Raw genomic sequence first — 22904 nt, forward strand, 5'->3', positions numbered from 1 at the left:
CCCGGAAAGGGTAAGCACCGCCGTCCCAACCCGGAAAGGGTAAGCACCGCCGTCCCAAGGCCAGCCCCATCACCCGCGGCTTCGTCGYCGCCGGTACCGGCGACGACGAAGCCGCGGGTGATGGGGCTGGCCTTGGGACGGCGGTGCTTACCCTTTCCGGGCATGGCGCTTTCCTCTCCGGCGCCTGCGAGGTGAGCTGTCGGGTTCGGGCTGGAGATGCCCGTTCGCGTGATGTACGCGATTTCACCCCAAGCCGTCCGAATTCTCCGGATACGGCGTACTACCTGGTTCCCCCGCTCCTGCCACACGTGGGTTCGGTGGGTTGTCCGGTCGGCGGCAGGATTAGGCGTTCCGTCCGGATCGAGCGTGACCGTAGGCGAATGCACTCGGCGGGAACAAGCGCCGATTTCCGGAAGTCATTGCCGGACCCGTACGAGTGCGCCTTTTCCCGTCACCCTGCGTGGAGCCGGAAACGGCGATCCCCCACCTGGGGCGGGAGTTGCCCCTGGGAGATCGGGCACGTTCCGTCACCGGTGAGATCCTGCTCACGACCCCGGACCCATTTCCTTTTCATGCGGGGCACGCCATCCCCAACACACCAATTCGGACACATTGCGCGAAAGGCTGTTCTGCGGCCTATTTGCCGCTCAAGATCGGTGGCATCGTCCGGCTTCGCCCTCTTTCCCTGCCGACGGCTCCGACGGGAGACCGCCGCGGCGGCAGAAGTGCTCCCGGAGCCACCCGCACGACCCGGCGCGAACAGGACGATTGAATGATGAACGCGTGTCGTATCGTCGGGTTCGCGCCTCCGTCGGCGACCGCCGACGGCAGTCATCCGAAGGAGTCCACGTGACGCAGCAGCTGCCGCAGGCCCCGTCGACAGAGCCCGAACTCGCCGGAGTCCGCAATTTCCGCGACGTCGGCGGGCTGCCCACCGTCGACGGCCGGCGGGTGCGGTACGGCCGGCTGTTCCGCAGCGGCCATCTCGCGCACGCCACGGCGAGCGACGCCGCGTACCTGACGACGCTCGGACTGCACACGGTCTTCGACTTCCGCAACGCCGCCGACCACCGGCTGGAGGGCCCGGACGTCGAGCTGCCCGGCGTGCGCAACGTCAACCTGCCGCTGAGCGACCCGGCGGACGGTGCGGAGTTCTGGCGGATGGTCCGCGACGGGAACCTCGACCAGCTCAAGGCGATCCTGGCGGACGGCAAGGGCGCCGACCGGATGATCGCCTCGTACCGCCTGATCGTCACCCAGCGGACGGCCGAGCACAGCCGCGTGCTGCACGCCCTCGCCGAGGACAGCGTGCCCGCGCTGATGCACTGCGCGGCGGGCAAGGACCGCGCCGGTCTCTCCATCGCGGTCACCCTGCTCGCGGTGGGCGTCGAACGCGACGCCATCGAGGCGGACTACCTGAAGTCCAACGACCCCCACCGCCGCTACAAGGTGCGCCGCAGCTCGGATGCGCCGGAGGCCATGTCGGCGGAGGTCATGGAACTGCTCAACCCGCTCTTCGACGCCCGCGCCGCCTACCTGGCGGCCGCGTTCGAGACGATCGACGAGACCTGGGGCGGGACCGAGCGGTACTTCTCCGAGGGCCTCGGCCTCTCCCCCGAGACCCGCGAGCGGCTGCGCGAACGGCTCGTCGAGGACGCCTGAGCGGGGCGGCCGCGCGGTGCCACGGGCCCCGCTACTGGTTCTGGCCGCCCACGAGGAACAGCAGGTACAGGAAGGCGGCCACCAGGTGGCCGGCGATCAGATAGGCGAAGAGACGGATCACCAGCCCGCGAGGGAAACGGTCCTCACGCGGGCTCGCGTCCGGGCGCTGCCTGCCGTCCAGCGGATCGTGCGACATGTGCTGCGTCACGTACCTTCCGGGTCAGACGTGCGGGTGGACATCGGGGCTCTGGAGCAGGGTGTGCATGAAGAGCAGCTCGGTGCCCGCGGGCGTGGCCGCCGCGATCCGGTGGGGCGTCAGCGAGTCGAAGTGGGCGCTGTCGCCGGGCGCGAGCTCGTGGACGGTGTCCCCGAGGGCGAGGCGCAGGCGTCCGTCGAGGACGTACAGCCACTCCTCGCCGGGATGCACCCGGACCAGATCGCCCTGCGCGCCGTACGGCACCACGACCCGGAGCGCCTGCATGGCGCGGCCGGAGGCGCCGACCTGGTGGTACGTCCAGCCGTCGGCGTTCATCGGGACGGTGCGGCCGCCCCTGATGACGGGCTGCTCCTCGGGCGGCAGCTCGCCGAGCACCTCGCCGACCGTCGTACCGTAGATCCTGGCGAGCGCGAGCAGCATCGGCAGCGAGGGCTGGCGGTTCCCGGTCTCCAGACGTGACAGATGGGCGGGCGAGAGTCCGGCGCGCTGGGCGGCGGCCTCCAGGGTCAGCCCTCTGCTGCGGCGCATGTCGCGCAGCCGGGGGGCGACGCGGTCGAGCCCGTCGGCCGGCGCTGCGGCGGATGTGGTCATGCGTCCATTGCGCCACTCACTTGCCGCTGAGGCAAGTTTCTTGCCTGTGAGGCAAAAGACCGGGACGGAGCCCCGGTTCGGGGACGAAGGGCCCGCTCAGCGGTTGCCGACGGCCTGGCGCACCAGGGTCCTGCCGAAGTCCCACATCAGGCCGCCGCCGTTGTGGGCGTCGTCCATGACGGCGGTGAACGCCGACACGAAGCGGTCGACCTCCCGCTCCCCGATGATCAGCGGCGGGATCAGCTTGATCACCTCCATGTGGTCCCCGGAGACCTGGGTGAGGATCCGGTGCCGCTGGAGCAGCGGCACCACGACCATCTGCGCGAACAGCCCCTTGCGAGCAGCCTGGAGCATCGCCCAGCGGCTGCGGAGCCCGATCGACTCCGGCCGGCCGAACTCGATGCCGATCATCAGCCCGCGGCCCCGGACCTCGTGCAGCAGCTCGTACCGGCCGACCAGGGCCGCGAGCCGGGACCGCAGCAGCTCGCCGGTGACGCGCGCGTTGGCGACGACGTGCTCGTCCTCCAGGACCGACAGCACGGCGAGACCGGCCGCCATCGCCTGCGCGTTGGAGCCGAAACTGGCGGAGTGCACGAGGACCCGGTCCATGGAGGAATAGACCTTCTTGAAGATCCAGTCCTTGCCGAGGGTGGCGCCGACGGGCACGTAGCCGCCGGAGAGCGCCTTCGCCACACAGACCAGGTCGGGCTCGACGCCCGCCTCGTACTGGAAGGCGTAGAAGTCGCCGGTGCGGCCGAGCCCCGTCTGCACCTCGTCCGCGACGAGGAGCGCACCGTGGGCGTGCAGCAGCTCCTGGGCGGAGCGGAGGTAGCCGGGCGGCGCCGGATTGACGCCCTTGCCCTGGACCGGCTCGACGACGAGCGCGGCGACGTCCCCGGTGCGCAGTTCGCGCTCCAGCGCGTCGAGGTCGCCGAGTTCGACCGCCGTGTCGGGCAGCAGGGGGGCGAACCCGTCCCGGAAGGCGTTCTCGCCGTTGACCGACAGGGAGCCGGCCGTGAGCCCGTGGAAGGCGTGGGTGCAGTACAGGACCCGCGGCCGGCCGGTGGCGCGGCGGGCGAACTTGAGCGCCGTCTCCACCGCCTCCGTGCCGCTGTTGCCGAAGAAGACGCGGTCGAGGTGGGGGGTCTGGGCGAGCAGCCGCTCGGCGAGGAGTCCGGGCAGCGGCTGGCAGTCGAAGCGGGTGAGGTCGGCGAGCTGCGCGTCGAGGACGTCGTGGAGCGCCTTGCGGACGACCGGGTGGTGGCGTCCGAGGCCCATGACGCCGAAGCCGGCCAGCATGTCGAGGTAGTCGTTGCCCTCGGCGTCCCAGAAGTAGGCGCCCTCGGCCCGCTCGTAGACCTTGTCGAAGCCGATGGTGCGCAGCATCCGGGGTAGCTGGTGGTTGAGATGGCGGCTGTGCAGTTCGTAGCGTTCCGCTCCGCGCCGCGCCAGCAGCTCCGTCAGGTCGAAGCCTCCGGGTGACCGGGTCATCGCTCGCCTCTCCTCATCTGCCTCGCTCCTCGCTCCCGGCGTCCGGCCGGGCGGTGCCGCGGTGGCGGCGGCCGGGGTCGCGGCCGCCTGCCGCTTCCCTGTCAGCCCGACACGGACTCGCGTGCGGCGCGCAGCGACTCCTTCAGGGAGCCCATCGTGGCGAGGACCGCGGTGGGCTCGTATCCGCAGTGGGCCATGCAGTTGGCGCAGCGGGCGTCCTTGCCGCGGCCGTAGGAGTTCCAGTCGGTCTCCTCGATCAGCTGCCGGTAGGTGGGCACGTAGCCGTCGCTCATCAGGTAGCAGGGGCGCTGCCAGCCGAAGAGCGAGTAGTTGGGGATCGCCCAGGCGGTGCAGGGGAAGTCCGCCCTGCCCTCCAGGAAGTCGAGGAAGAGGGGCGAGTGGTTGAGGCGCCAGCGCCGCCGGTTGCCGCCGGAGAACGCCTTGCGGAACAGTTCCCGGGTCTGCTCGACCCCGAGGAAGTGCTCCTGGTCGGGCGCCTTCTCGTAGGCGTAGGCGGGCGAGATCATCATCTCGTCGACCTTCAGCTCGTCGTTGAGGTAGTCGAGGACCTCGACGACGGTCTGCGGGGTGTCGGTGTTGAAGAAGGTCGAGTTGGTGGTGACCCGGAAGCCGCGGCGCTTGGCCTCCTTGATCGCCTCCACCGCCTCGTCGAAGACGCCCTCCTTGGCGACCGAGGCGTCGTGCCGCTCGCGCAGCCCGTCGATGTGCACCGCGAAGGCGAAATAGGGCGAGGGGGTGAACTTCTCGATCTTCTTGCGCAGCAGCACGGCGTTGGTGCAGAGGAAGACGTACTTCCTGCGGGCGACCAGCTGGCGGACGATCTCGTCGATCTGGGGGTGCATCAGCGGCTCGCCGCCGGCGATGGAGACCATCGGGGCACCGGACTCCAGGACCGCCCCGACCGCCTGCGCCACCGGCATCCGCTGCTTGAGCACACCGGCCGGGTGCTGGATCTTCCCGCACCCCTCGCACGCCAGGTTGCACGCGTAGAGCGGCTCCAGTTCGACGATCAGCGGGAACTTCTCCCGCCTGCGGAGCTTCTGTTCGAAGAGATACGTACCGACCCTGATGGTCTGGCGGAGCGGCATGGCCATCTGGCTCACCTCCTGGGGAGCAGCAAAGAACGGTGCCATTCGTGGAATGCGGGACGCACGGCGCGGAGAACACGGAAGGCCGATATTCCCCCGCGTACCGTGCCGATACGGACCAGCTCGTGCTCCGGGGCGTCCACGACCACCCGGACGGCGGCAACGGGGCGGGGGCCGGCGCTCAGTGCGCTGCCCAGCGTGGCGGCCGACTCCATGTCGACGGCGATCGCCCCGGTGGCCTCCAGCAAGGCGCGCTCGGGGCCGCGCACCACGTGGTCGACGCCCGCCAGCACCCCGCCGTGCACGGCGCGGCCGGGGACGGCCCTGGCGACCGCGTCGCGCAGCAGGGCCGCGGCGGTGCACGGGGTGGTGACGCCGTCGGCGCTGGTCCCGTCGGCGACGACGAGATCTCCGGGGTGCATGCCCGGCACCAGGCCGGCGCAGAAGCCGGAGGCGATGACGGCGGCCTCCCTGAGGGGTTCGCCGGAGCAGGCAGCGAGGACGGCCCGTGCGGCGTTGGCCGGTCCCATGCCGGTGCGCAGGACCCGGGCCGCGCCGCCGCCGGCGCTCCGGCCCGTGAGGCCGCCCCGCAGGGCGAGCCTCTCGATGCCGAGGGCGCAGGCGATCAGCAGCGGCGGGCCGGAGCCGTCGGGTTCCGGCACGGTGCCCATCAGCGGCCCCTGCGGGCGGCCGCGGCCCCGACGACCGGTTCGCCGTGGACGTAGCGGCCGAGGGCGGTGAGCGGGAAGACCTGCCGGTAGAGGTGGTAGTTGATCGAGAAGTCCCAGGGGAAGCCGGTGCCGGTGAACTCCGGTTCGTCCCAGGAGCCGTCGGGGCGCTGGGCGGACGTCAGCCAGGCGATGCCCCGGCGGGCGGCCGCGCCGTCCTCCTCGCCCGCCGCGAGGAGTGCGAGGAGCGCCCAGGCGGTCTGGGACGCGGTGGAGGTGCCGCGGCCGATCGCTCCGCGTTCCCGGTAGGAGCGCAGGTCCTCGCCCCAGCCTCCGTCGTCGTTCTGGACGGAGCGCAGCCAGCCGACCGCGCGGCGGACGGCGGGATGCGCGGCGGGCAGTCCGGCCGCGATCAGGGCGGGTACGACCGAGCCGGTTCCGTAGAGGTAGTTGACGCCCCAGCGGCCGAACCAGGCGCCGTTGGGCTCCTGTTCGGAGAGGAGCCACTGGATGCCGCGCCGGGTGCGGGGGTGGTCGGCCATGCCCTCGTGGGCCAGCATCTCGACGACATGGGCGGTGACGTCGGCGGAGGGCGGGTCGATCACCTCGCCGAAGTCGCAGAAGGGCAGCTTGTTGGGGAGCGTGCCGGTGTTGTCGGCGTCGAAGGCGCCCCAGGCCCCGTTGCGGGACTGCATGCCGAGAGTCCAGCGCACGCCGCGGGCGACGGCCGCGTCCACGCGTGCCGGCTCGCCGTGGTCGACCCGGCGCAGGGCGAGCACGACCTCGGCCGTGTCGTCGGTGTCGGGGTAGTTGTCGTTGTGGAACTCGAACGCCCAGCCGCCGGGATTGAGCTGCGGCCGGCGCACCGCCCAGTCGCCGGGCCTGACGACCTGTTCGCCCAGCATCCAGTCGGCGGCCTTCACCAGGGCCGGGTGGTCGGCGGGCAGACCGGCGTCGGCCAGGGCGACGGTGGCGAGGCAGGTGTCCCAGACCGGCGACTGGCACGCCTCGATCATGCGGACCGGCAGTCCGTCCTGCTCGCGCCAGACGGCGAAGCGGTCCAGCGAGGCGATCCCGGCACGCATCACGGGGTGTTCGCGGTCGTAGCCGAGCAGATGGAGGGCGATCACCGAGTAGACGGCCGGCGGCTGGATGCCGCCCCAGCATCCGTCGTTCTCCTGGCGTTCGATGATCCAGCGGGCCGCGTTGTTCATCGCCGTGCGCCGCAGCCGGCGCGGCGCCACCCGGTGGTAGAGGTGCAGGGCGCGGTCGGCSCGCTGGATCATCGAACGCCAGGAGAACGACGGATGCTGGGGCGGCATCCAGCCGCCGGCCGTCTACTCGGTGATCGCCCTCCATCTGCTCGGCTACGACCGCGAACACCCCGTGATGCGTGCCGGGATCGCCTCGCTGGACCGCTTCGCCGTCACGACCTCCCCGAACTGCCGCCGGAACTGATACGACCTCCCCGAACTGCCGCCGGAACTGATCTTCCTGCCGAAGTGGTTCCCGCTGAACATCTACGCCTTCGGCTGCTGGGCGCGGCGGGGTCGGTGTGCAGTTCGTCCAGGGTGAACGGGGCGGGGCGCACCGGCCGCAGCGCGGACACCACGCTCAGCGGGACGATGGTCTGCCGCGCCCAGCAGCCGAAGGCGTAGATGTTCAGCGGGAACCACTTCGGCAGGAAGATCAGTTCCGGCGGCAGTTCGGGGAGGTCGTCCCACTTCCACCAGCCGAACAGGGCGAGCCAGATGCGGGTGAAGACGCGGCTCGCCGCGATGCCGCCCCGGCCGCGGATCCAGCTGGCGGCACGCAGCATGTGGGGGTCGTCGGGCCGGTCGCCCGCGAGGCGCAGGGCGACGTACGCCTCGACGGTGGTGGACAGTTCGCCGGGGCCGCCGTAGAAGGAGGCCCAGGTGCCGTCGTCGCGCTGCTGTCCGCGCACGAAGCGGGCGGACGCCTCGGTGGTCGCCTCGTCGCGGATGCCGAGGAACTGCCGGAGCAGGAGGTCCTCGGCGTCCATGGTCACATTGGTCTCGAGGTCGCCCTTCCACCAGCCTTCGGTGTCCTGGCGTGCGAGCAGGTGCTCGACGGCGCGTTCCGCGGCGCGGGCGGCGCTCTCCTTGAGGTCGTGCGGGGCGGGGGCCTCGGGCCCCCGGGTGGTGGTACGGGTCTCGCCGGCAGGTGCGGGGCCGGCCCCCAGGGGCCCGCCGCTTCCGTCGGTCGTCGCAGTCATGGTCTCCCCTTCGTGGCAGTGGTCTCTGCTGAGCTGGGGTATGACGTCGGCCGGTGACGCGGTGGCGTCACCGGCCGGCGACGCGCTTCATATGGTGCGGCGGATGCTCCGTGGGGTGCCGGTACCGCACGCGGCGGTGCCGCGTGTGACGTTTCTGCGCGGCGCGGTGGCGCGGCACGCGGGGGTCCTGCGGGTGATGGCGATCATCTCTTTCGTACGACGACGAAGTCCGCGAGCGCGGTGAGCTGTGCGCGGACCGTTTCCGGCATGTCCACCCGGCCGAGCGCCTCGACGGCGACCGTGTGCTGGCGCCGTGCCTCCTGGGCGGTCCACTCGCGGCCGCCCGCCTCCTCGATGAGGGCCGCCCGGACGGCGAACTCCTCCTCGGAGAAGCTGTCGAAGTCGTTGCTCTTGGCGTCGGCGGCGAGGAGTTCGGCGAGCCGCTCGGAGGCCGGTCCGCCCGCGGCGAGCGCGGCGACCACCGGCAGGGACTTCTTGCGCTGGCGCAGGTCGCTCCAGGTCTGCTTGCCGGTGGCGACGGGGTCGCCCCAGATGCCGAGCAGGTCGTCGACGGCCTGGAAGGCGAGGCCGAGGTGGTAGCCGTACGCCTCCAGGGTGTCGGCGGTCCGGTCGTCGGCGCCGCCGAGGACGGCGCCGATGGAGACGGCGCAGGCCAGCAGCGCGCCGGTCTTGTTGCCCTCCATCTCCAGGCATTCCTCGACGGTGACCCGCTCGCGGTGCTCGTAGGAGATGTCCTGCGCCTGGCCGTCGATGAGCTTGCGGGTGGCGGTGGTCAGTCGGCGGGTGGCCCGGCCGGCTTCCACGGTCCCGAGTTCCAGCAGGATCTCGCCCGCGAGGGCGAACAGCGCGTCGCCGACGAGGATGGCCTGGGCGGGGCCGTGGACCTTCCACACGGTGTCCCGGTGCCTGCGCTGTTCGTCGCCGTCCATGAGGTCGTCGTGGAGCAGCGAGAAGTTGTGGACCAGTTCCACGGCGACGGCGCCGGGGACGCCGACCTCGGGGGCGGCGCCCGCGGCCTCGGCGGACAGCAGTGCGAGCGCGGGGCGCACGGCCTTGCCGCCGTCGCCCTCCGCGGGGTTGCCCTCCGCGTCGATCCAGCCGAAGTGGTAGGCGGCCACGGTGTCCATGGGCGCGGCGAGGCGGTCCACGGCCGCGCGCAGCACCGGCGTGGACAGGGTGCGTCCGCGTTCGAGCAGGGCGGCGATGTCCGTGCCGGGCGCGGTCGTTGCGGTCTGTGCGGTGTCTTCAGCCGGATGAGCCGAGGGCACTGTCGGCACGCTTACTCCTCTGGTTCCAGTACTGGTGCTCACGCCGCCTCCTCGAGCGGATGTTCTTGGCGGCGGCCGAGCGTGGAGAGCGCAGCGTCTGCGGCACTGAAGCCGCTGCGCACGGCACCCTCCATGGTCGCGGGCCAGCCGGTGGCAGTCCACGCGCCAGCAAGGTACAGGCCGGGTGCCGTGGTGCGCGCACCCGGCCGGAGCCGTCCGACGCCCGGGGCGGGCGTGAACGTCGCGTTGCGCTCCCTGGTGACGAAGAAGTCGCGGACCCGTGCGCCGCGCGCGGCGGGCAGCAGACGTTCCAGCTCGGGCAGGTAGCGCTCCCGCAGGACGGCGACGGGGTCGTCGATCTCGTCCTCGACGGCGGACTGGGACAGGGCCAGGTACTGGCCCTGCCGGACGCCCGCCGCCTCGGTGCGGTCGAAGACCCACTGCACGGGGGTGCCGAGAGCGGCGAAGAAGGGGCGGCGCAGCACCGTGCGGTCGTACAGGACGTGGACGTTGAGGATGGGCGACGTGGTGATGTCGAGCAGCCGGTCGGGGTCGTCGAGCGCGCCGTCGGGCAGCAGGGCGTGCGCCTCGCGCTGGGCGACGGCGAGGACGACGGTGTCGGCGTCGAGGTGCCCCGTGCCGGCGGCGACGCGCCAGCGGCCGTCGTCGCCGCGGCCGATGTGCCGTACGCGGGTGGAGAGCTCGGTCACGACGCCGGCCTCGTCGAGGGCCTTGCGGGCGAGGGTGTCGTGGAGTTCGCCGAGGGGGACGCGGGCCCATCCGATGTCGGCGGCGCCCGGCTCGGACAACAGGCCCGTCCGGAAGACCATGGCGGCCAGTTGCATGGACGCCTGCGGGGCGCGGGCGTTGAGGGTGGCGACGCCGACGAGGTCCCACAGGGCGGCGACGGTGCGCGGGGACTGCCCGTGGCGGCCGAGCCAGGTGGCGAAGTCGATGCCGTCGAGCGCGGGGTCGGCGGGGTCGAGCTTCTTCAGGGCGAGCGCGGCGCGTGCGACGCCCGCGCGTTCGGCGAGGGAGAGGTGGGGGTAGCGGGCGAGGCCGCCGGCCAGGTGGAGCGGGACGGGCAGCGCGGTGCGGCGGAGCCGGCCGAGGCGGGGCCCGCGGGGGCCGGCGACGTCGAGCACGGGCACGTCGAGCCGGTCCTGGAGGGGGGCGAGGGCGGTGCCGCCGACGCGGTCGAGGAACCAGCGGTAGGCGGTGCAGCAGCGCAGGTAGACGTGCTGTCCGTTGTCGACGGTGAGGTCCCCGCGCCGGAAGGAGAAGGCGAGTCCGCCGAGGCGGGGCCGTCCTTCGAGGAGGGTGACCCCGAGTCCGGCGTCGGCGAGGCGCAGCGCGGCGGTGACGCCGGCGATGCCGCCGCCGATCACCACGGCGCGGCCCGGTGCGGACGTCATGCGGTCCCCCTTCGGTGCGGGGCGTCCGCGGTGCGCGGGCGGCGGGGTGCGGGGGCGTGCGGCGCCGTCACGGCCGGCTCCCGTGGCCCTGGCGCCCGATGCCCCGGGCGTCGAAGCCGGACAGGCCGCGGACGGCGACGTACGCCTTCTCGTGTCCGGGCAGCGAGACCCGGCCCCGGAGCACGGCGCCTGGGTCGCGTTCGATGCGGTCCAGGAGGCGGCGGTAGATGCCGGCCATCGCGGCGACGCAGGCGCCGCTGCGGCGGTCCAGCATCGGCAGCAGCCGGTATCCCTCGGTGAACAGGGCGCGGGCGCGCCGGACTTCGTAGTGGACGAGGCCGGCGAAGTCGGCGCCGGCCGGCGGGCGCCCGGAGCCGAAGCCGTCGGAGCAGCCGAACTTGGCGAGGTCGTCGGCGGGGAGGTAGATCCGTCCGCCGGCCGCGTCCTCGCAGACGTCGCGGAGGATGTTGGTGAGCTGGAGGGCGAGTCCGAGGGTGTCGGCGTACTCGGGGGCGCGTTCGGCGCCGCGGGCGCCGGGCTGGGTGCCGAACACCGCGAGGGAGAGACGTCCGATGGCTCCGGCGACGCAGCGGCAGTAGACCTTGAGGTCGTCCCAGGTCTCGTAGGTGGTGCCGCGGACGTCCATCAGGACGCCGTCGATGAGTTCGTCGAGCCCGTCGAGCGGCAGGGGGTAGCGCTGGGCGGCGTCGGCGAGGGCCACGGCGACGGGGTCGGTGTCGTCGTCCTCGACGTCGCCCTTGCGGATGCGGTCGAGCAGGGCGCGGGTGTCCTCCAGCCGCACGTGCTTGGTCTCGGGGGCGAGGGTGCCGTCGCCGATGTCGTCGACCCTGCGGGAGAAGGCGTAGAGCGCGGACATGGCCTGGCGCTTGCCGGCGGGGAGCAGCCTGATGCCGTACGCGAAGTTACGGGCCTGCTGGCCGGTCACGGCCTCGCAGTAGCGGTATGCGGCCTGCACCGGCGCAGGCATGCGGGTCGGTCCCTCCATCGTCCGGCTCATCCCTTTCTACGTGCTCGTCGCAGGACGGCGGCCGTTTCGCGCAGCACGTCGGTCCTTGCGGCTTTGGGCGGTCCGGGCAGCACATCATGTCCGGCGGCGGCGATCGCGGCGAGGGCGGCACGCCCACCGCCGACGAATCCGGCGAGCAGCAGCCGCAGCCGCCCGTGGACGCTGCCGACGAGGGCCGTGCCCTCGTCGAGCAGGCGGGCGGCGCGGTCCGCCTCGAAGGCGATCAGCGCGCGGACGGAGGCGTTCGCGGTGGGGGCGGCGAGGTCGTCCTCGCCGACCCGGAAGCGGTCCAGGTCCTCGGCGGGGAGGTAGATCCGGTCGCGGGCGAGGTCCTCGGCGACGTCCTGGAGGTGTTCGACGACCTGGAGCGCGGTGCACACGGCGTCGGAGCGGCGGACGCGCTCGGGGCTCGCGGTGCCGGTGAGGGCGAGGACGAGCCGGCCGACGGGGTCGGCGGAGAGCCGGCAGTAGTCGCGCAGGTCGTCCCAGGTGGCGTAGCGGCGGACCAGCTGGTCCTGCCGGTTGGCGGCGACGAGGCCGAGGAAGGGTTCGGGGGTGAGCGCGTGGCGCCGGACGGTGGGGCGCAGGGCGCTCAGCAGGGGGTGGCGCGGGGTCTCGGCGGCGGGGCCGAAGACCCGCAGGAGGTCGGTCTCGAAGGCGTCGAGCAGCGCGAGCGGGTCGGCGGCCTTCTCGGGGGCGACGCCGAGCAGCCGGGCGTCCTCACCGCCGGGTGCGAGGTCGCCGTCGCCGATGTCGTCGACGAGGCGGGCGAAGCCGTAGACCGCCATGAGGTCGTCGCGCCAGGCGCGGGGCAAGAAGAAGGGGGCGACGGGGAAGTTCTCGTCGGCGGCCTTGTCGAGGGTGGCGCGGGCGGGGGCCCCGCGCGTCCGGCGGGCGGCCGTCACAGGGCTCTGCCCGGTCCCGCGGGGACGGCGGGAGCCTCGCGGAGCTGGAGGGTTTCCGTCATGGCCGTCACATCTCCCGTTCTACACTGCCGACCCAATACAACCCATTTCGGACACGCCGCTGTCCGCTCCCGGCACCTTCGACCGTCGACACTGCGGCATATACGGCGAAATCTTCGCACTTGCCGCGAATGAGCACTGCTACAGCTTACGTTGTACAAGGCGGCGTGCCGTCGCGGGGGTCCCCCGCCGCGGACCGCGCTCCCGCCCCGGCCGGGGCCGACTCCCGCACGGCGGGAGGCACTTGCCCGGGAACGGCCCCCGGACACGCCGGGACCCCCACCGCGCGGCCGCGGCGGGGGTCCCCGGGTCGTGACGGGACGCGGGCTACTTGCCCGTCTCCTTCTCGTACGCCTTGATGACCTCGTCGGTGGGCCCGTCCATCAGCAGCTCGCCCTTCTCCAGCCACAGGACGCGGTCGCAGGTGTCCCTGATCGACTTGTTGCTGTGGCTGACCAGGAAGACCGTGCCCGCCTCCTTGCGGAGCTCACGGATGCGCTGCTCGGACCGGATCTGGAAGCGCCGGTCACCGGTGGCCAGCGCCTCGTCGATCATCAGCACGTCGTGGTTCTTCGCGGCGGCGATGGAGAACCGGAGCCTGGCGGCCATGCCCGACGAGTAGGTGCGCATCGGCAGGGTGATGAAGTCGCCCTTCTCGTTGATGCCGGAGAAGTCGACGATGCCCTGGTAGCGCTCGCGGATCTCCTCGCGGGACATCCCCATGGCCAGGCCGCCGAGTATGACGTTGCGCTCGCCCGTCAGGTCGTTCATCAGGGCGGCGTTGACGCCGAGCAGCGAGGGCTGGCCGTCGGTGTAGACCTTGCCGCTCTCGGTGGGCAGCAGGCCGGCGATGGCCCGCAGCAGGGTCGACTTGCCGGAGCCGTTGGTGCCGATGAGGCCGATGGCCTCGCCGCGGTAGGCGGTGAAGGTGACACCGCGGACCGCGTGCACCTTGCGCACACCGCGCGACTCGCCCTTCTCGCGGCGCAGGATCCGGCTGAGGGCCGCGGTGGCGCTGCCCTTGCCGCCGCTGCCGGCGTTCACCCGGTAGACGATGTGCACGTCGTCGGCGATGACCGTGGGGACACGGGCTCCGCCGTTGATGTCGATCTTGTCAGCCACGGCCGTACCGCTCCTCCGCCTTCCAGAAGTACACGAAGCCCCCGATCCCGACGAGGAGGGCCCAGCCGAGCCCCGCCGCCCACACGTGGTCCGGCAGGTTCGAGGAGCCGTACTCGTCGATCAGGGCGAACCGGATGAGGTCCATGTACACGGCCGCCGGGTTGTACATCAGGACGTCCGCGATCCAGGCCGGACGGTCCTTGAGCATCTCCGGGATGGAGAACATCACACCGGACGCGTACAGCCACGTGCGCATGATGAACGGCATCAGCTGCGCGAGGTCGGGCGTCTTGGAACCGAGCCGGGCCATGATCAGCGCCAGGCCGGTGTTGAAGACGAACTGGAGCGCCAGTGCGGGCACCACCAGCAGCCACGACCAGGTCGGCATCGAACCGAAGACCACGACGACCGCGATCAGCACGACCATGGAGAACAGCAGCTGCTGGAGCTGCTGGAGCGAGAACGACACCGGCAGCGACGCGCGCGGGAAGTGCAGCGCGCGGACCAGGCCGAGGTTGCCGGCGATGGCCCGGACACCGGCCATCACCGAGCTCTGCGTGAAGGTGAAGACGAACACACCCGTCACCAGGAACGGGACGTACACGTCGGTCGACATGCCCCGGTTGGCCTGGAGGATCAGCCCGAAGATCAGGAAGTAGACGAGTGCGTTGAGCAGCGGCGTCGCGACCTGCCACAGCTGGCCGAGCTTCGCCTGGCTGTACTGGGCCGTCAGCTTGGCCTGGGAGAAGGCCAGGATGAAGTGCCGCCGACCCCACAGCTGGCTGACGTACTCGAGCAGGCCGGGACGGGCACCGCTGACCGCCAGGCCGTACTTCTCGGCGAGCTGCGACGGGGTGAGACCGTCGTCGGGTGACGGCGCCGGGCTCGTCGCGACGGCACCGTCGTGGGTTGTGTCACTCACAAGTTGAGACTTTCGTGTTCACATGCGCGGCGTTCGGGGGAAATCTGTGTCCCGCAGGTGTTCTACGGCCCAGATGTTGTCAGAGCCGAGCTTGTCAGACGACAGGGGGTCGGCCCAGCCGGGTGAGCCGCCACACCGTACGCCACCTCATGGGCCGCCTGGGCCCGCAGGGGGTGCGCCAGCCCTCCGCGAACCCGCCGAACCAGGCCCTCAGCGCGGCCGCCGTCGGCCGCCTCAGCAGCGTCAGCAGGATCCACACGCCGAGGTAGAGCGGGATCAGCGGCAGAGGCAGGTTGCGGCGGGCCAGCCAGACGCGGTTGCGCGCGACCATGCGGTGGTACACGGCATGGCGGGACGGCGGCGTCGTCGGGTGCAGCAGCACCATGTCCGACCGGTACTCGATGCCCCAGCCGGCGTCCAGCGCCCGCCAGGCGAGGTCGGTCTCCTCGTGCGCGTAGAAGAACTCCCCGGGCAGGGGTCCCACCTCACCGAGCAGGGCGGTCCGCACGGCGTTGGCTCCCCCCAGGAACGTCGTCACCCGCGAGGAGCGCATCGGGTCGCCGGCGCGCAGGCGGGGCACGTGGCGCCGCTGGGTGAGCCCGGTCTCCGGGTCCGCGATGCGGAAGCCGACGATGCCGAGCCGCGGATCGGCCGCGAAGGCCTCCCGGACCAGCCGCCCGGTGTCCCGCCCGGCCAGCAGCCCGTCGTCGTCCAGGAAGAGCAGGACGTCGACGTCACGGCCACCGGGGCCGAACGCCTCGATGCCGACGTTGCGCCCCGCGGGGATGCCCAGGTTCTCGGGCAGCTCCACGGTGCGCACACCCTCGGGCACGTCCCGGACAGGGGCGCCGTTGCCGACGACGACCACCTCGATCCGGTCGCCCTCCTGCGCGGCGACCGAATCGAGCAGGGCGCGCAGCTCGGCGGGGCGGGTGCCCATCGTGATGATCACCGCGCCCAGGGTGAGCGGTGCGGTCACTTCAGCCTGCTCGACGCCAGGATCGACACGAGGTGGAGCACGGTCTGCAGCATCGCGATGCCGGCGAGGACGGCGACACCGAGGCGGGAGAAGAACAGGTCGTCCCTGACCGTGTCCACGACCGCCAGGACCAGGATCAGCAGCGACGCCTCGATGCCGAGGACGAGCCGGTGGAACTTGAGCGCCCCGGCCGCCCTGCGGGCGAGCGCCATGCCCGAGGAGCGCGGCTCGGAGGCCGACTCCTTGACGGGCGGCAGGCCGCCCTGGTGGCGGGCGACGCCGACGAGGTCGGTCTCGGCCTTGATCAGGATGGCGCCGAGGGCCGCCAGGGTGCCGAGGAACGCCCACAGCCAGTCGATCCGGCCGGGGCCCCACAGGTCGGCGGCGCGCAGGCCGAAGCCGACCAGGACCGCGGCGTCGCACAGGTAGGCGCCGACCCGGTCCAGGTAGACGCCGCCCAGCGAGAACTGCTTCTTCCAGCGGGCGACCTCGCCGTCGACGCAGTCGAGCAGCAGGTACAGCTGCACCATCACCACGCCGAGGACGGCGCCCCAGACGCCCGGCACCAGCAGGGCGGGGGCCGCGAGCACACCGCACAGGGTCATCACGTACGTCAGCTGGTTGGGCGTGATCCGGGTGACGACCAGGTGCCGGGTTATCCGCAGCGAGATCTCCCGCATGTAGAGGCGGCCGCCCCAGTGTTCCCCGCTACGCCGGTCCTTCACGCCCGCCGGGTGAACGACCGGGCGGAGTTCAGCTACTGATGGTTTTGGCATAGTCGGCGTACGCGTCCCTGATCTGGTCGTGGCTGAGGTCGAGGTGCTCCAGGACGGTGAACCGTCCCGGGCGGGTCTGCGGTGCGTACTCCACGGCACGGACGAACTCGTCCGTGGAGAACCCGATCTCCTGCGGCAGGACGGGCAGCCCGTGCCGGCGCAGCACGTCGGCGAAGAGCCGCGCGTCGTCGTGCGCGCCGCGCAGGTGCATGGCGAACGCGGCGCCGAGGCCGACCTGCTCGCCGTGGCTGGCGGCCCGCTGGGGGTACAGCAGGTCGAAGGCGTGGCTGATCTCGTGGCAGGCGCCGGACGAGGGGCGGGAGTCGCCGCTGATCGACATGGCGATGCCGGACAGGACCAGGGCCTCGGCGAGCACGGTGAGGAACTCGTCGTCGCCGACGCCGCCGGGGTGGCGCAGCACCGCCTCGCCCGCGGTGCGGGCCATCGCGGCGGCGAGGCCGTCGACGGGCTCGCCGTTGACCTTGTGCGCGAGTTCCCAGTCGGCGATGGCCGAGATGTTGGAGATCGCGTCGCCGATGCCGGAGCGGACGAAGCGGACCGGGGCGTCGCGGACCACGTCGAGGTCGATCACCATGGCGATCGGCGAGGGGACGCCGTAGGAGCCGCGGCCGTTGTCGTTGTCGAGGATCGAGATCGGCGAGCACAGGCCGTCGTGGGCGAGGTTGGTCGCGACCGCGACCAGCGGCAGGCCGACCCGGGCGGCCGCGTACTTGGCCGCGTCGATGATCTTGCCGCCGCCGAGGCCGACGACGGCGTCGTAGCGCCGGCCCTTGATGTCGTCGGCGAGCTGCACCGCGGAGTCGATGGTGCCGTCGCAGACCTCGTACCAGTCGGCGCCCGGCAGGGCCGGGGACAGCCGGTCGCGCAGCGCGCGGCCGGAGCCGCCGCTGACGGCGAACGCGAGCTTGCCGGAGGCGGAGATGCGCTGGTCGGCGAGGATCCCCGCGAGGTCGTCGAGGGCACCCGAGCGGATGTCGACGACGACCGGAGAGGGGATGAGCCGGGTCAGTACTGGCACGCGATCCCACGGCCCTTCGCGAGGTCGTCGTGGTTGTCGATCTCGACCCACTGCACCTCGCCGATGGGGGCCACGTCGATGGTGAAGCCGCGGTCGACCAGCTCCTGGTATCCGTCCTCGTAGTAGAGGTCCGGGTCGCGCTCGAAGGTGGCCTTCAGCGCGTCGGCGAGGTCGGCGGCGGCCTCCGGCTCGATCAGCGTGACGCCGATGTACTCGCCGGTCGCGGTGGCCGGGTCCATCAGCTTGGTGATCCGGGTGACGCCCCTGCCCTCGGCGGTGATGACCTTCATCTCCTCGTCGGCCAGCTGCTTGACCGCGTCGAGGGCGAGGATGATCCGCCGGCCCTCGCCGCGGGCGGCGAGCAGCGTCCGCTCGACGGAGACGGGGTGGACGGTGTCGCCGTTGGCGAGGATGACGCCCTCGGCGAGCACGTCACGGGCGCACCACAGGGAGTAGGCGTTGTTCCACTCCTCGGCCTTGTCGTTGTCGACGAGGGTGAGCTTCAGGCCGTACTTCGCCTCCAGGGCCGCCTTGCGCTCGTAGACGGCCTCCTTGCGGTAGCCGACGACGATCGCGGCCTCGGTGAGCCCGATCTCGGCGAAGTTGCCGAGGGTGAGGTCGAGGACGGTCGTCTCGCCGTCCACGGGCACGAGGGCCTTCGGGAGCGTGTCGGTGTAGGGGCGCAGACGCCGTCCGGCACCGGCTGCCAGTACGAGGCCGATCATGCGGGTTCTCCTTCGTCGTGTACGGCGGGTGCACCACCGCGGGCGGCTGCCGTCCAGAAGCGGATGCTCTCGGTCAGCACCACGAGGGCCACGGCCGCGGCGAGGGCCGTGAGGGCGACGGCGAAGTCCTCGCCGTCCAGCAGGAAGGCCAGCAGTGCCACTGCCAGGACCCGCCCCTCGTGCCCGCCGATCACCCGCACCAGCCAGTGCGGGGGCGCGCCCGTGCCGCCGCGGATGCGGTACACGGTGTCGTAGTGATGGTAGGCGACGGCCGCCACCAGGCCGAAAGCCGCGGGCAGGGCCCCGTTCACCTCCGCGCCGGCGGCGAGGACGAGCACGGTGCCGTACTCGGCGGCGCGGAACACGGGGGGCACCAGCCAGTCCAGGGGGCCGCCGAGCGGCCGGGCGACGGCGATACCGGAGGTGAGGCAGTACACGACGGCCGCGGCCACGGTCCAGCCGGAGCCGTGGCCGGTGAGGGCCGCGCAGAGCACCAGCGCGGCGGCGCCGGCGACGGCCGCGGCGAGCGGGACGACGCCCGGCAGGCGCCGGGCGGCGGCGGACGCGGCGCGGGCCACGGCGCCGGCCAGCGGGCCGGTGTCGGTGAGGTCGGCCAGCGCCGCGGTGGCGCGCTCGGTCCTGCGGGCCCTGCGGGTCAGGGACCGCAGCACACGGCCCGCGGTGGTGTAGCAGGCGGCGAAGGCGCAGCCGACGAGGAGCGCGTAGAAGACGACGCGGGGCGTGGTCAGGGCGGTGAGCACGGCGATCATGGCCCAGCGTTCGCCGATGGGCAGCACGATCATGCGCCGGGCCCACACCGTCCAGCCCACGCTGTCCAGCCGGTCCGACAGGGCGGCGGTGGGGCTGGTGTTCGCCGTGGCGTCGTGGTTGGCCTCGTTGAACGAGAAGTCGACGACGTGCCGGCAGGTCTGGAGGACCATCGCGCCGAGCGCGAGCGCCCACACGTCGTCGCCGCCGCGGGCGGCGCCCAGGGCGAGGCCCGCGTAGTAGGCGTACTCCTTGGCCCGGTCGAACGTGGCGTCGAGCCAGGCGCCCATCGTCGAGTACTGCAGGGAGTAACGGGCGAGCTGCCCGTCGGTGCAGTCCAGGACGAAGGAGAGGAGCAGCAGCACTCCGGCGGCCACGTAGCCGGTCCGGGTGCCGGTGGCGGCGCAGCCCGCCGCGATCAGCGCGGTGATCAGCGAGGCGGTGGTGACCTGGTTCGGGGTCAGCCCCCGGCGGGCGCACCAGCGGGCGATGTAGCGCGAGTAGGGGCTGATGCAGAAGGTGGTGAAGAAGCCGTCCCGGGCCTTCACCGCGGAGCGCAGCCGGATCGCCTCGTCGTCGACGGCGTCGACCCGGGAACGGGCCTCGTGCCGCTCCTGGGCCTCGGCGGGCACCTCGGCGACCAGCGAGCCCAGCTCGGGGCGGTGCACGGCGGTGCCGTCGGCGTCGAGCGCCGCGGCGACCTCGTCGACGAGCACCTCGCCGGCGGCCGGCTCCCCGGCGGTGACGCCGCGGACGGCCCCGGTCAGCGCGGCACGGGCCGCGGGCCGGGCGGTGAGCGCGCCGGTCACGGCTGCCACCGGGAAGCGCGGGTCGGTCAGCGCCAGGCGCAGGGCGTGGAGGTGACCGACGAAGCGGGGGTCGACGAGGGCGACCCGGTCGCCGGCGGGAGCCGCGGCGAGCAGCCGGGCCGCGTCGCCGGGACCGTCGGCGGTCCGCACGTCGAAACCGAGCGACCGCAGATCGCCTTCGAGCGACGATCCGGGTACCGGCGGGCCGGTGAGGATGGCGGTCGACAGACGAACCCACTCCTTGTGGCTGGCGGTGCTTGGCGGACGGCGGCGCCCGGCCCGGACCCCGGGGCGGCGGCGCGTCGGCAGAGGCTATCGGATGGAGAAGTGCGGGAATTCATCGGCCGTTCATGCCGCCGAGACCCGCGGGCTCATCATTGTCGATGATCACCCCGGGCTCCAAACCTGGGTCCCGGACAGCGCCCCCCGCGGGCACCGTCCGGCGGGGGGACGGGGTCGCCCGTCCGGCCGCACCCATCCTGACCTGCACGCATTTTCGCAGGTCAGAGCACATGACAACGGTGTTCAGTGCCGTGTTGACCATACCCCCCACCCGTAGTTCACTGAGGCTCGAGGGGCACGGGAGGGATCCCGTGCCACACGACAACGGGAGGCGTTCCATGGGGGCAGGGCACGATCACGGGCACACGCACGGCGGCCCGCCTCCCACCGGTACGGCGGCTGCGGCCCACCGGGGCCGGCTGCGGATCGCGCTCGCCATCACCCTCGGGGTGATGGTGCTGGAGATCGTCGGCGGTGTGCTCTCCGGTTCGCTGGCGCTGATCGCGGACGCGGCCCACATGGCCACGGACGCCGTGGGCCTGGCCATGGCCCTGCTCGCCATCCATGTCGCCAACCGGCCCGCCGGTGACAACCGGACCTTCGGCTACGCCCGGGCCGAGATCCTGGCGGCACTGGCCAACTGTCTGCTGCTGCTCGGCGTCGGCGGCTTCCTGCTCTTCGAGGCGGTGGAGCGTTTCATCACACCCACCGAGACGCGCAGCGGTCTGACCGTCGTCTTCGCGCTCGTCGGCCTGGTGGCCAACATGGTCTCCCTCTCCCTGCTGATACGCGGGCAGAAGGAGAGCCTCAACGTCCGGGGCGCGTATCTGGAGGTGCTGGCGGACGCGCTGGGCTCGGTGACGGTGCTGGTCTCGGCGGCCGTCATCATGGCCACGGGCTGGCAGTACGCGGACCCGATCGCCTCGCTCGCCATCGGCCTGATGATCGTGCCGCGCACGGTGCGGCTGCTGCGCGAGACGCTCGACGTCCTGCTGGAGGCCGCGCCCAAGGGCGTGGACATGGCAGAGGTGCGCGAGCACATCCTCGCGCTGCCCGGCGTCGCGGACGTGCACGACCTGCACGCGTGGACCATCACCTCGGGCATGCCCGTCCTCTCCGCGCACGTGGTGGTGAGCCAGGACGTGCTGGACGCGGTCGGACACGAGAAACTGCTGCACGAACTCCAGGGCTGCATCGGCGGGCACTTCGACGTCGAGCACTGCACGTTCCAGCTGGAGCCCGCCGGTCACGCCGAGCACGAGGCGAAACTCTGTCACTGAGCCGGGCGGTTGTTGTTAGGGTGCCGGCAGGGGCGTGTGGACGCCCCCGGCCGGACCCGCGCGCAGCGGGCGGCCGCCCCCGGGAGGAGCTGAGAAGGATGACTGTCACGGCGAAGGCCGCCTCGCGCGGCGCCCGGCCCGTCATCTCCGGCTCCCGGGCTTCCGGCCGACACTGATCCGAGCTGATCCGACCGGCCGTCCGGCTGTCGCCGGGCCCGGTCGTCCCGTCGGCGGGTGCCCGATTCATCCATGGGGTTCCACGTTGTCCGACATCACACTGCACGACGCCTTCCTCGCCCTGCGCCACGGTCTGCCGCGCCAGGGCCCCGGTTCCGACGACACCTCCCGGCGCCTGCTGGCCGCCGCCGGGCCGCTGCCCGCACGCCCGCGCGTGCTCGACCTGGGCTGCGGCCGCGGGCGGTCCGCCCTGCTGCTCGCCGCGGAGGCGGGGGCGCAGGTCACCGCCGTCGATGTGCACCAGCCCTCCCTCGACGAACTGCGCCGGGCCGCCGGCGTCCGGGGGCTCGGCGACGCCGTCCGCACCGTCCGCGCCGACATGGCGGACCTCTCCGCCTTCCCCGACGGGTCGTTCGACCTCGTCTGGGCGGAGGGCTCCGCGCACCTGATCGGTTTCGACACCGCGCTCGCCTCGTGCCGGCGGCTTCTCGCGCCGGACGGCTCACTCGTCGTGACGGCGTGCGAGTGGACCACCGCGGCTCCCCCGGCCGCCGCCCGCGCCTTCCGGGGGCGGGCCGCGCCGCGCACCACCGCCGGCAACTGCGCCGCCGTCTCGGCAGCCGGCTACACCCTGCGCCTGGTGCACCGCCTGCCCGGAAGCGACTGGGACGAGTACCACGCGCAGCTCGCCGCGCGCGCCGACGCGGCGGACACCCGCACGCCCGGCACGGCCGAGGCGGTGGCCGGCGCCCGCGCCGAGATCGCCGTGCGGCGCGACCACGGCGACGCGTACGGCTGCACCGGCTACGTGTGCGTCCCGGCCGACCCCCGCTGGCGCGCCCGCCCCGAGACCGAGGCGGACCTCGCGGCCGTCCGCGAGGTGGTCACCGCCGCGTTCCCCACGCCGGACGAGGCACGGCTGGTGGACGCGCTGCGCCGGGACCCGGACGCATGGCTGCCCGGCCTGTCGTACGTGGCCGAGGCCGCGGACGGCACCGTCGCGGCGTACGCGCTGCTGACCCGGTGCAGGGTCGGTGACGCACCGGCCCTCGCGCTGGCGCCGGTCGCCACGGCTCCCCGTTTCCAGCGGACGGGCGCGGGCCGGGCCGTCGTCCGGGCCGTGCTGGACGCGGCGCGGGCACGCGGTGAGGTCCTGGTGGTCGTGCTCGGGCATCCCGCGTACTACCCGGGGTTCGGCTTCGAACGTGCCTCCGCATATGGAATCAAGCCGACCTTCGACGTCCCCGACGACGCGATGATGGCCATGACGCTGGACGGCTCGGCCGCCGCCGCGGGCGGCACGATCCGATATCCGGCGGCTTTCGGCGTCTGACGCCGTCCCGGGGGCCCGTCCT

At 72.7% G+C, this 22904-nt stretch carries 20 protein-coding genes, 2 pseudogenes and 1 riboswitch; of the genes and pseudogenes, 4 read left to right on the forward strand and 18 right to left on the reverse strand.

The annotated features are described in order from the left end of the window. Positions 1 to 166: 166 nt before the first annotated feature. A riboswitch (cyclic di-AMP (ydaO/yuaA leader) is annotated at positions 167 to 330 on the reverse strand. A gap of 519 nt (positions 331 to 849) precedes the next feature. Next, positions 850 to 1662 carry a tyrosine-protein phosphatase gene (locus EAO77_RS32830; RefSeq protein ID WP_147991966.1) on the forward strand — a complete coding sequence of 271 codons (813 nt, stop codon included), beginning with the start codon at positions 850 to 852 and terminating at the stop codon, positions 1660 to 1662. Positions 1663 to 1693: 31 nt separating this feature from the next. On the opposite strand, the gene EAO77_RS39035 is transcribed toward EAO77_RS32830, so the two are convergent. The 6 genes and pseudogenes from EAO77_RS39035 to shc form a co-directional block, all read right to left on the reverse strand. Beyond that, entirely contained in the window at positions 1694 to 1870 is a 177-nt protein-coding gene (locus EAO77_RS39035) for a DUF6126 family protein (protein WP_187283530.1), read from the reverse strand. A 12-nt stretch (positions 1871 to 1882) separates the two neighbouring features. Continuing rightward, on the reverse strand, positions 1883 to 2470 hold the full coding sequence (locus EAO77_RS32835; protein ID WP_147991967.1) for a helix-turn-helix domain-containing protein: 588 nt from the start codon (positions 2468 to 2470) through the stop codon (positions 1883 to 1885). Positions 2471 to 2566: 96 nt separating this feature from the next. Then, entirely contained in the window at positions 2567 to 3961 is a 1395-nt protein-coding gene (locus EAO77_RS32840) for an aspartate aminotransferase family protein (protein WP_147991968.1), read from the reverse strand. 101 nt (positions 3962 to 4062) lie between these two features. Beyond that, positions 4063 to 5076, reverse strand: coding sequence for an adenosyl-hopene transferase HpnH (gene hpnH / locus EAO77_RS32845; protein WP_187283520.1), 1014 nt, complete (start codon positions 5074 to 5076; stop codon positions 4063 to 4065). A 5-nt stretch (positions 5077 to 5081) separates the two neighbouring features. Next, positions 5082 to 5741: a 1-hydroxy-2-methyl-2-butenyl 4-diphosphate reductase gene (locus tag EAO77_RS32850; RefSeq protein ID WP_147991970.1), complete on the reverse strand. Its 660-nt coding sequence runs from the start codon at positions 5739 to 5741 to the stop codon at positions 5082 to 5084. Next, positions 5741 to 7049, reverse strand: a pseudogene (shc, locus tag EAO77_RS32855) (squalene--hopene cyclase); the annotation flags it as partial. The gene EAO77_RS32850 and the pseudogene shc, both read right to left, overlap by 1 nt. A 9-nt stretch (positions 7050 to 7058) precedes the next feature. On the opposite strand from shc, the gene EAO77_RS32860 reads away from it, so the two are divergent. Further along, complete coding sequence (locus tag EAO77_RS32860; protein WP_410088746.1) at positions 7059 to 7196, forward strand: hypothetical protein; 138 nt, start codon at positions 7059 to 7061, stop codon at positions 7194 to 7196. A 70-nt stretch (positions 7197 to 7266) separates the two neighbouring features. Here EAO77_RS32860 and EAO77_RS32870 read toward each other — a convergent pair. From EAO77_RS32870 to EAO77_RS32925, 12 genes and pseudogenes are all read right to left on the reverse strand, one after another. After that, a pseudogene (locus EAO77_RS32870) lies at positions 7267 to 7974 on the reverse strand (squalene--hopene cyclase); the annotation flags it as partial. Between the two features lie 203 nt (positions 7975 to 8177). Then, positions 8178 to 9263, reverse strand: a complete 1086-nt coding sequence (locus EAO77_RS32875; protein WP_147992072.1) for a polyprenyl synthetase family protein — start codon at positions 9261 to 9263, stop codon at positions 8178 to 8180. Between the two features lie 38 nt (positions 9264 to 9301). Continuing rightward, positions 9302 to 10678, reverse strand: a complete 1377-nt coding sequence (gene hpnE / locus EAO77_RS32880) for a hydroxysqualene dehydroxylase HpnE (RefSeq protein ID WP_147991971.1) — start codon at positions 10676 to 10678, stop codon at positions 9302 to 9304. 67 nt (positions 10679 to 10745) lie between these two features. Beyond that, a complete protein-coding gene (gene hpnD / locus EAO77_RS32885; protein ID WP_147991972.1) occupies positions 10746 to 11684 on the reverse strand; it encodes a presqualene diphosphate synthase HpnD in 939 nt (312 codons plus the stop codon). 8 nt (positions 11685 to 11692) lie between these two features. Further along, positions 11693 to 12610 (reverse strand): squalene synthase HpnC, encoded by a 918-nt coding sequence (gene hpnC, locus EAO77_RS32890; RefSeq protein ID WP_147991973.1) that lies wholly within the window; start codon positions 12608 to 12610, stop codon positions 11693 to 11695. A gap of 387 nt (positions 12611 to 12997) precedes the next feature. Continuing rightward, on the reverse strand, positions 12998 to 13792 hold the full coding sequence (locus EAO77_RS32895; protein ID WP_187283521.1) for an ABC transporter ATP-binding protein: 795 nt from the start codon (positions 13790 to 13792) through the stop codon (positions 12998 to 13000). Continuing rightward, on the reverse strand, positions 13785 to 14714 hold the full coding sequence (locus EAO77_RS32900) for an ABC transporter permease (RefSeq protein WP_147991974.1): 930 nt from the start codon (positions 14712 to 14714) through the stop codon (positions 13785 to 13787). The genes EAO77_RS32895 and EAO77_RS32900 overlap by 8 nt, the downstream gene beginning before the upstream one ends. A gap of 94 nt (positions 14715 to 14808) precedes the next feature. Next, positions 14809 to 15654 (reverse strand): glycosyltransferase family 2 protein, encoded by an 846-nt coding sequence (locus EAO77_RS32905; protein ID WP_147992074.1) that lies wholly within the window; start codon positions 15652 to 15654, stop codon positions 14809 to 14811. Between the two features lie 35 nt (positions 15655 to 15689). After that, positions 15690 to 16469, reverse strand: coding sequence for a CDP-alcohol phosphatidyltransferase family protein (locus EAO77_RS32910; protein WP_147991975.1), 780 nt, complete (start codon positions 16467 to 16469; stop codon positions 15690 to 15692). After that, entirely contained in the window at positions 16447 to 17508 is a 1062-nt protein-coding gene (locus EAO77_RS32915) for an iron-containing alcohol dehydrogenase family protein (RefSeq protein WP_147991976.1), read from the reverse strand. The genes EAO77_RS32910 and EAO77_RS32915 overlap by 23 nt, the downstream gene beginning before the upstream one ends. Beyond that, complete coding sequence (locus EAO77_RS32920) at positions 17496 to 18233, reverse strand: sugar phosphate nucleotidyltransferase (protein ID WP_147991977.1); 738 nt, start codon at positions 18231 to 18233, stop codon at positions 17496 to 17498. Before EAO77_RS32920 ends, EAO77_RS32915 begins: the two co-directional genes overlap by 13 nt. Beyond that, the gene (locus tag EAO77_RS32925) at positions 18230 to 20038 is read right to left on the reverse strand and encodes a DUF5941 domain-containing protein (RefSeq protein ID WP_147991978.1); all 1809 of its coding nucleotides are present in this window, start codon (positions 20036 to 20038) and stop codon (positions 18230 to 18232) included. Before EAO77_RS32925 ends, EAO77_RS32920 begins: the two co-directional genes overlap by 4 nt. A 392-nt stretch (positions 20039 to 20430) precedes the next feature. On the opposite strand from EAO77_RS32925, the gene EAO77_RS32930 reads away from it, so the two are divergent. After that, the gene (locus tag EAO77_RS32930; protein WP_147991979.1) at positions 20431 to 21372 is read left to right on the forward strand and encodes a cation diffusion facilitator family transporter; all 942 of its coding nucleotides are present in this window, start codon (positions 20431 to 20433) and stop codon (positions 21370 to 21372) included. Between the two features lie 262 nt (positions 21373 to 21634). Continuing rightward, entirely contained in the window at positions 21635 to 22882 is a 1248-nt protein-coding gene (locus EAO77_RS32935) for a bifunctional class I SAM-dependent methyltransferase/N-acetyltransferase (protein ID WP_147991980.1), read from the forward strand. Positions 22883 to 22904 lie beyond the last annotated feature (22 nt).

Source organism: Streptomyces sp. T39, assembly GCF_008042045.1.
GTDB lineage: Bacteria > Actinomycetota > Actinomycetes > Streptomycetales > Streptomycetaceae > Streptomyces.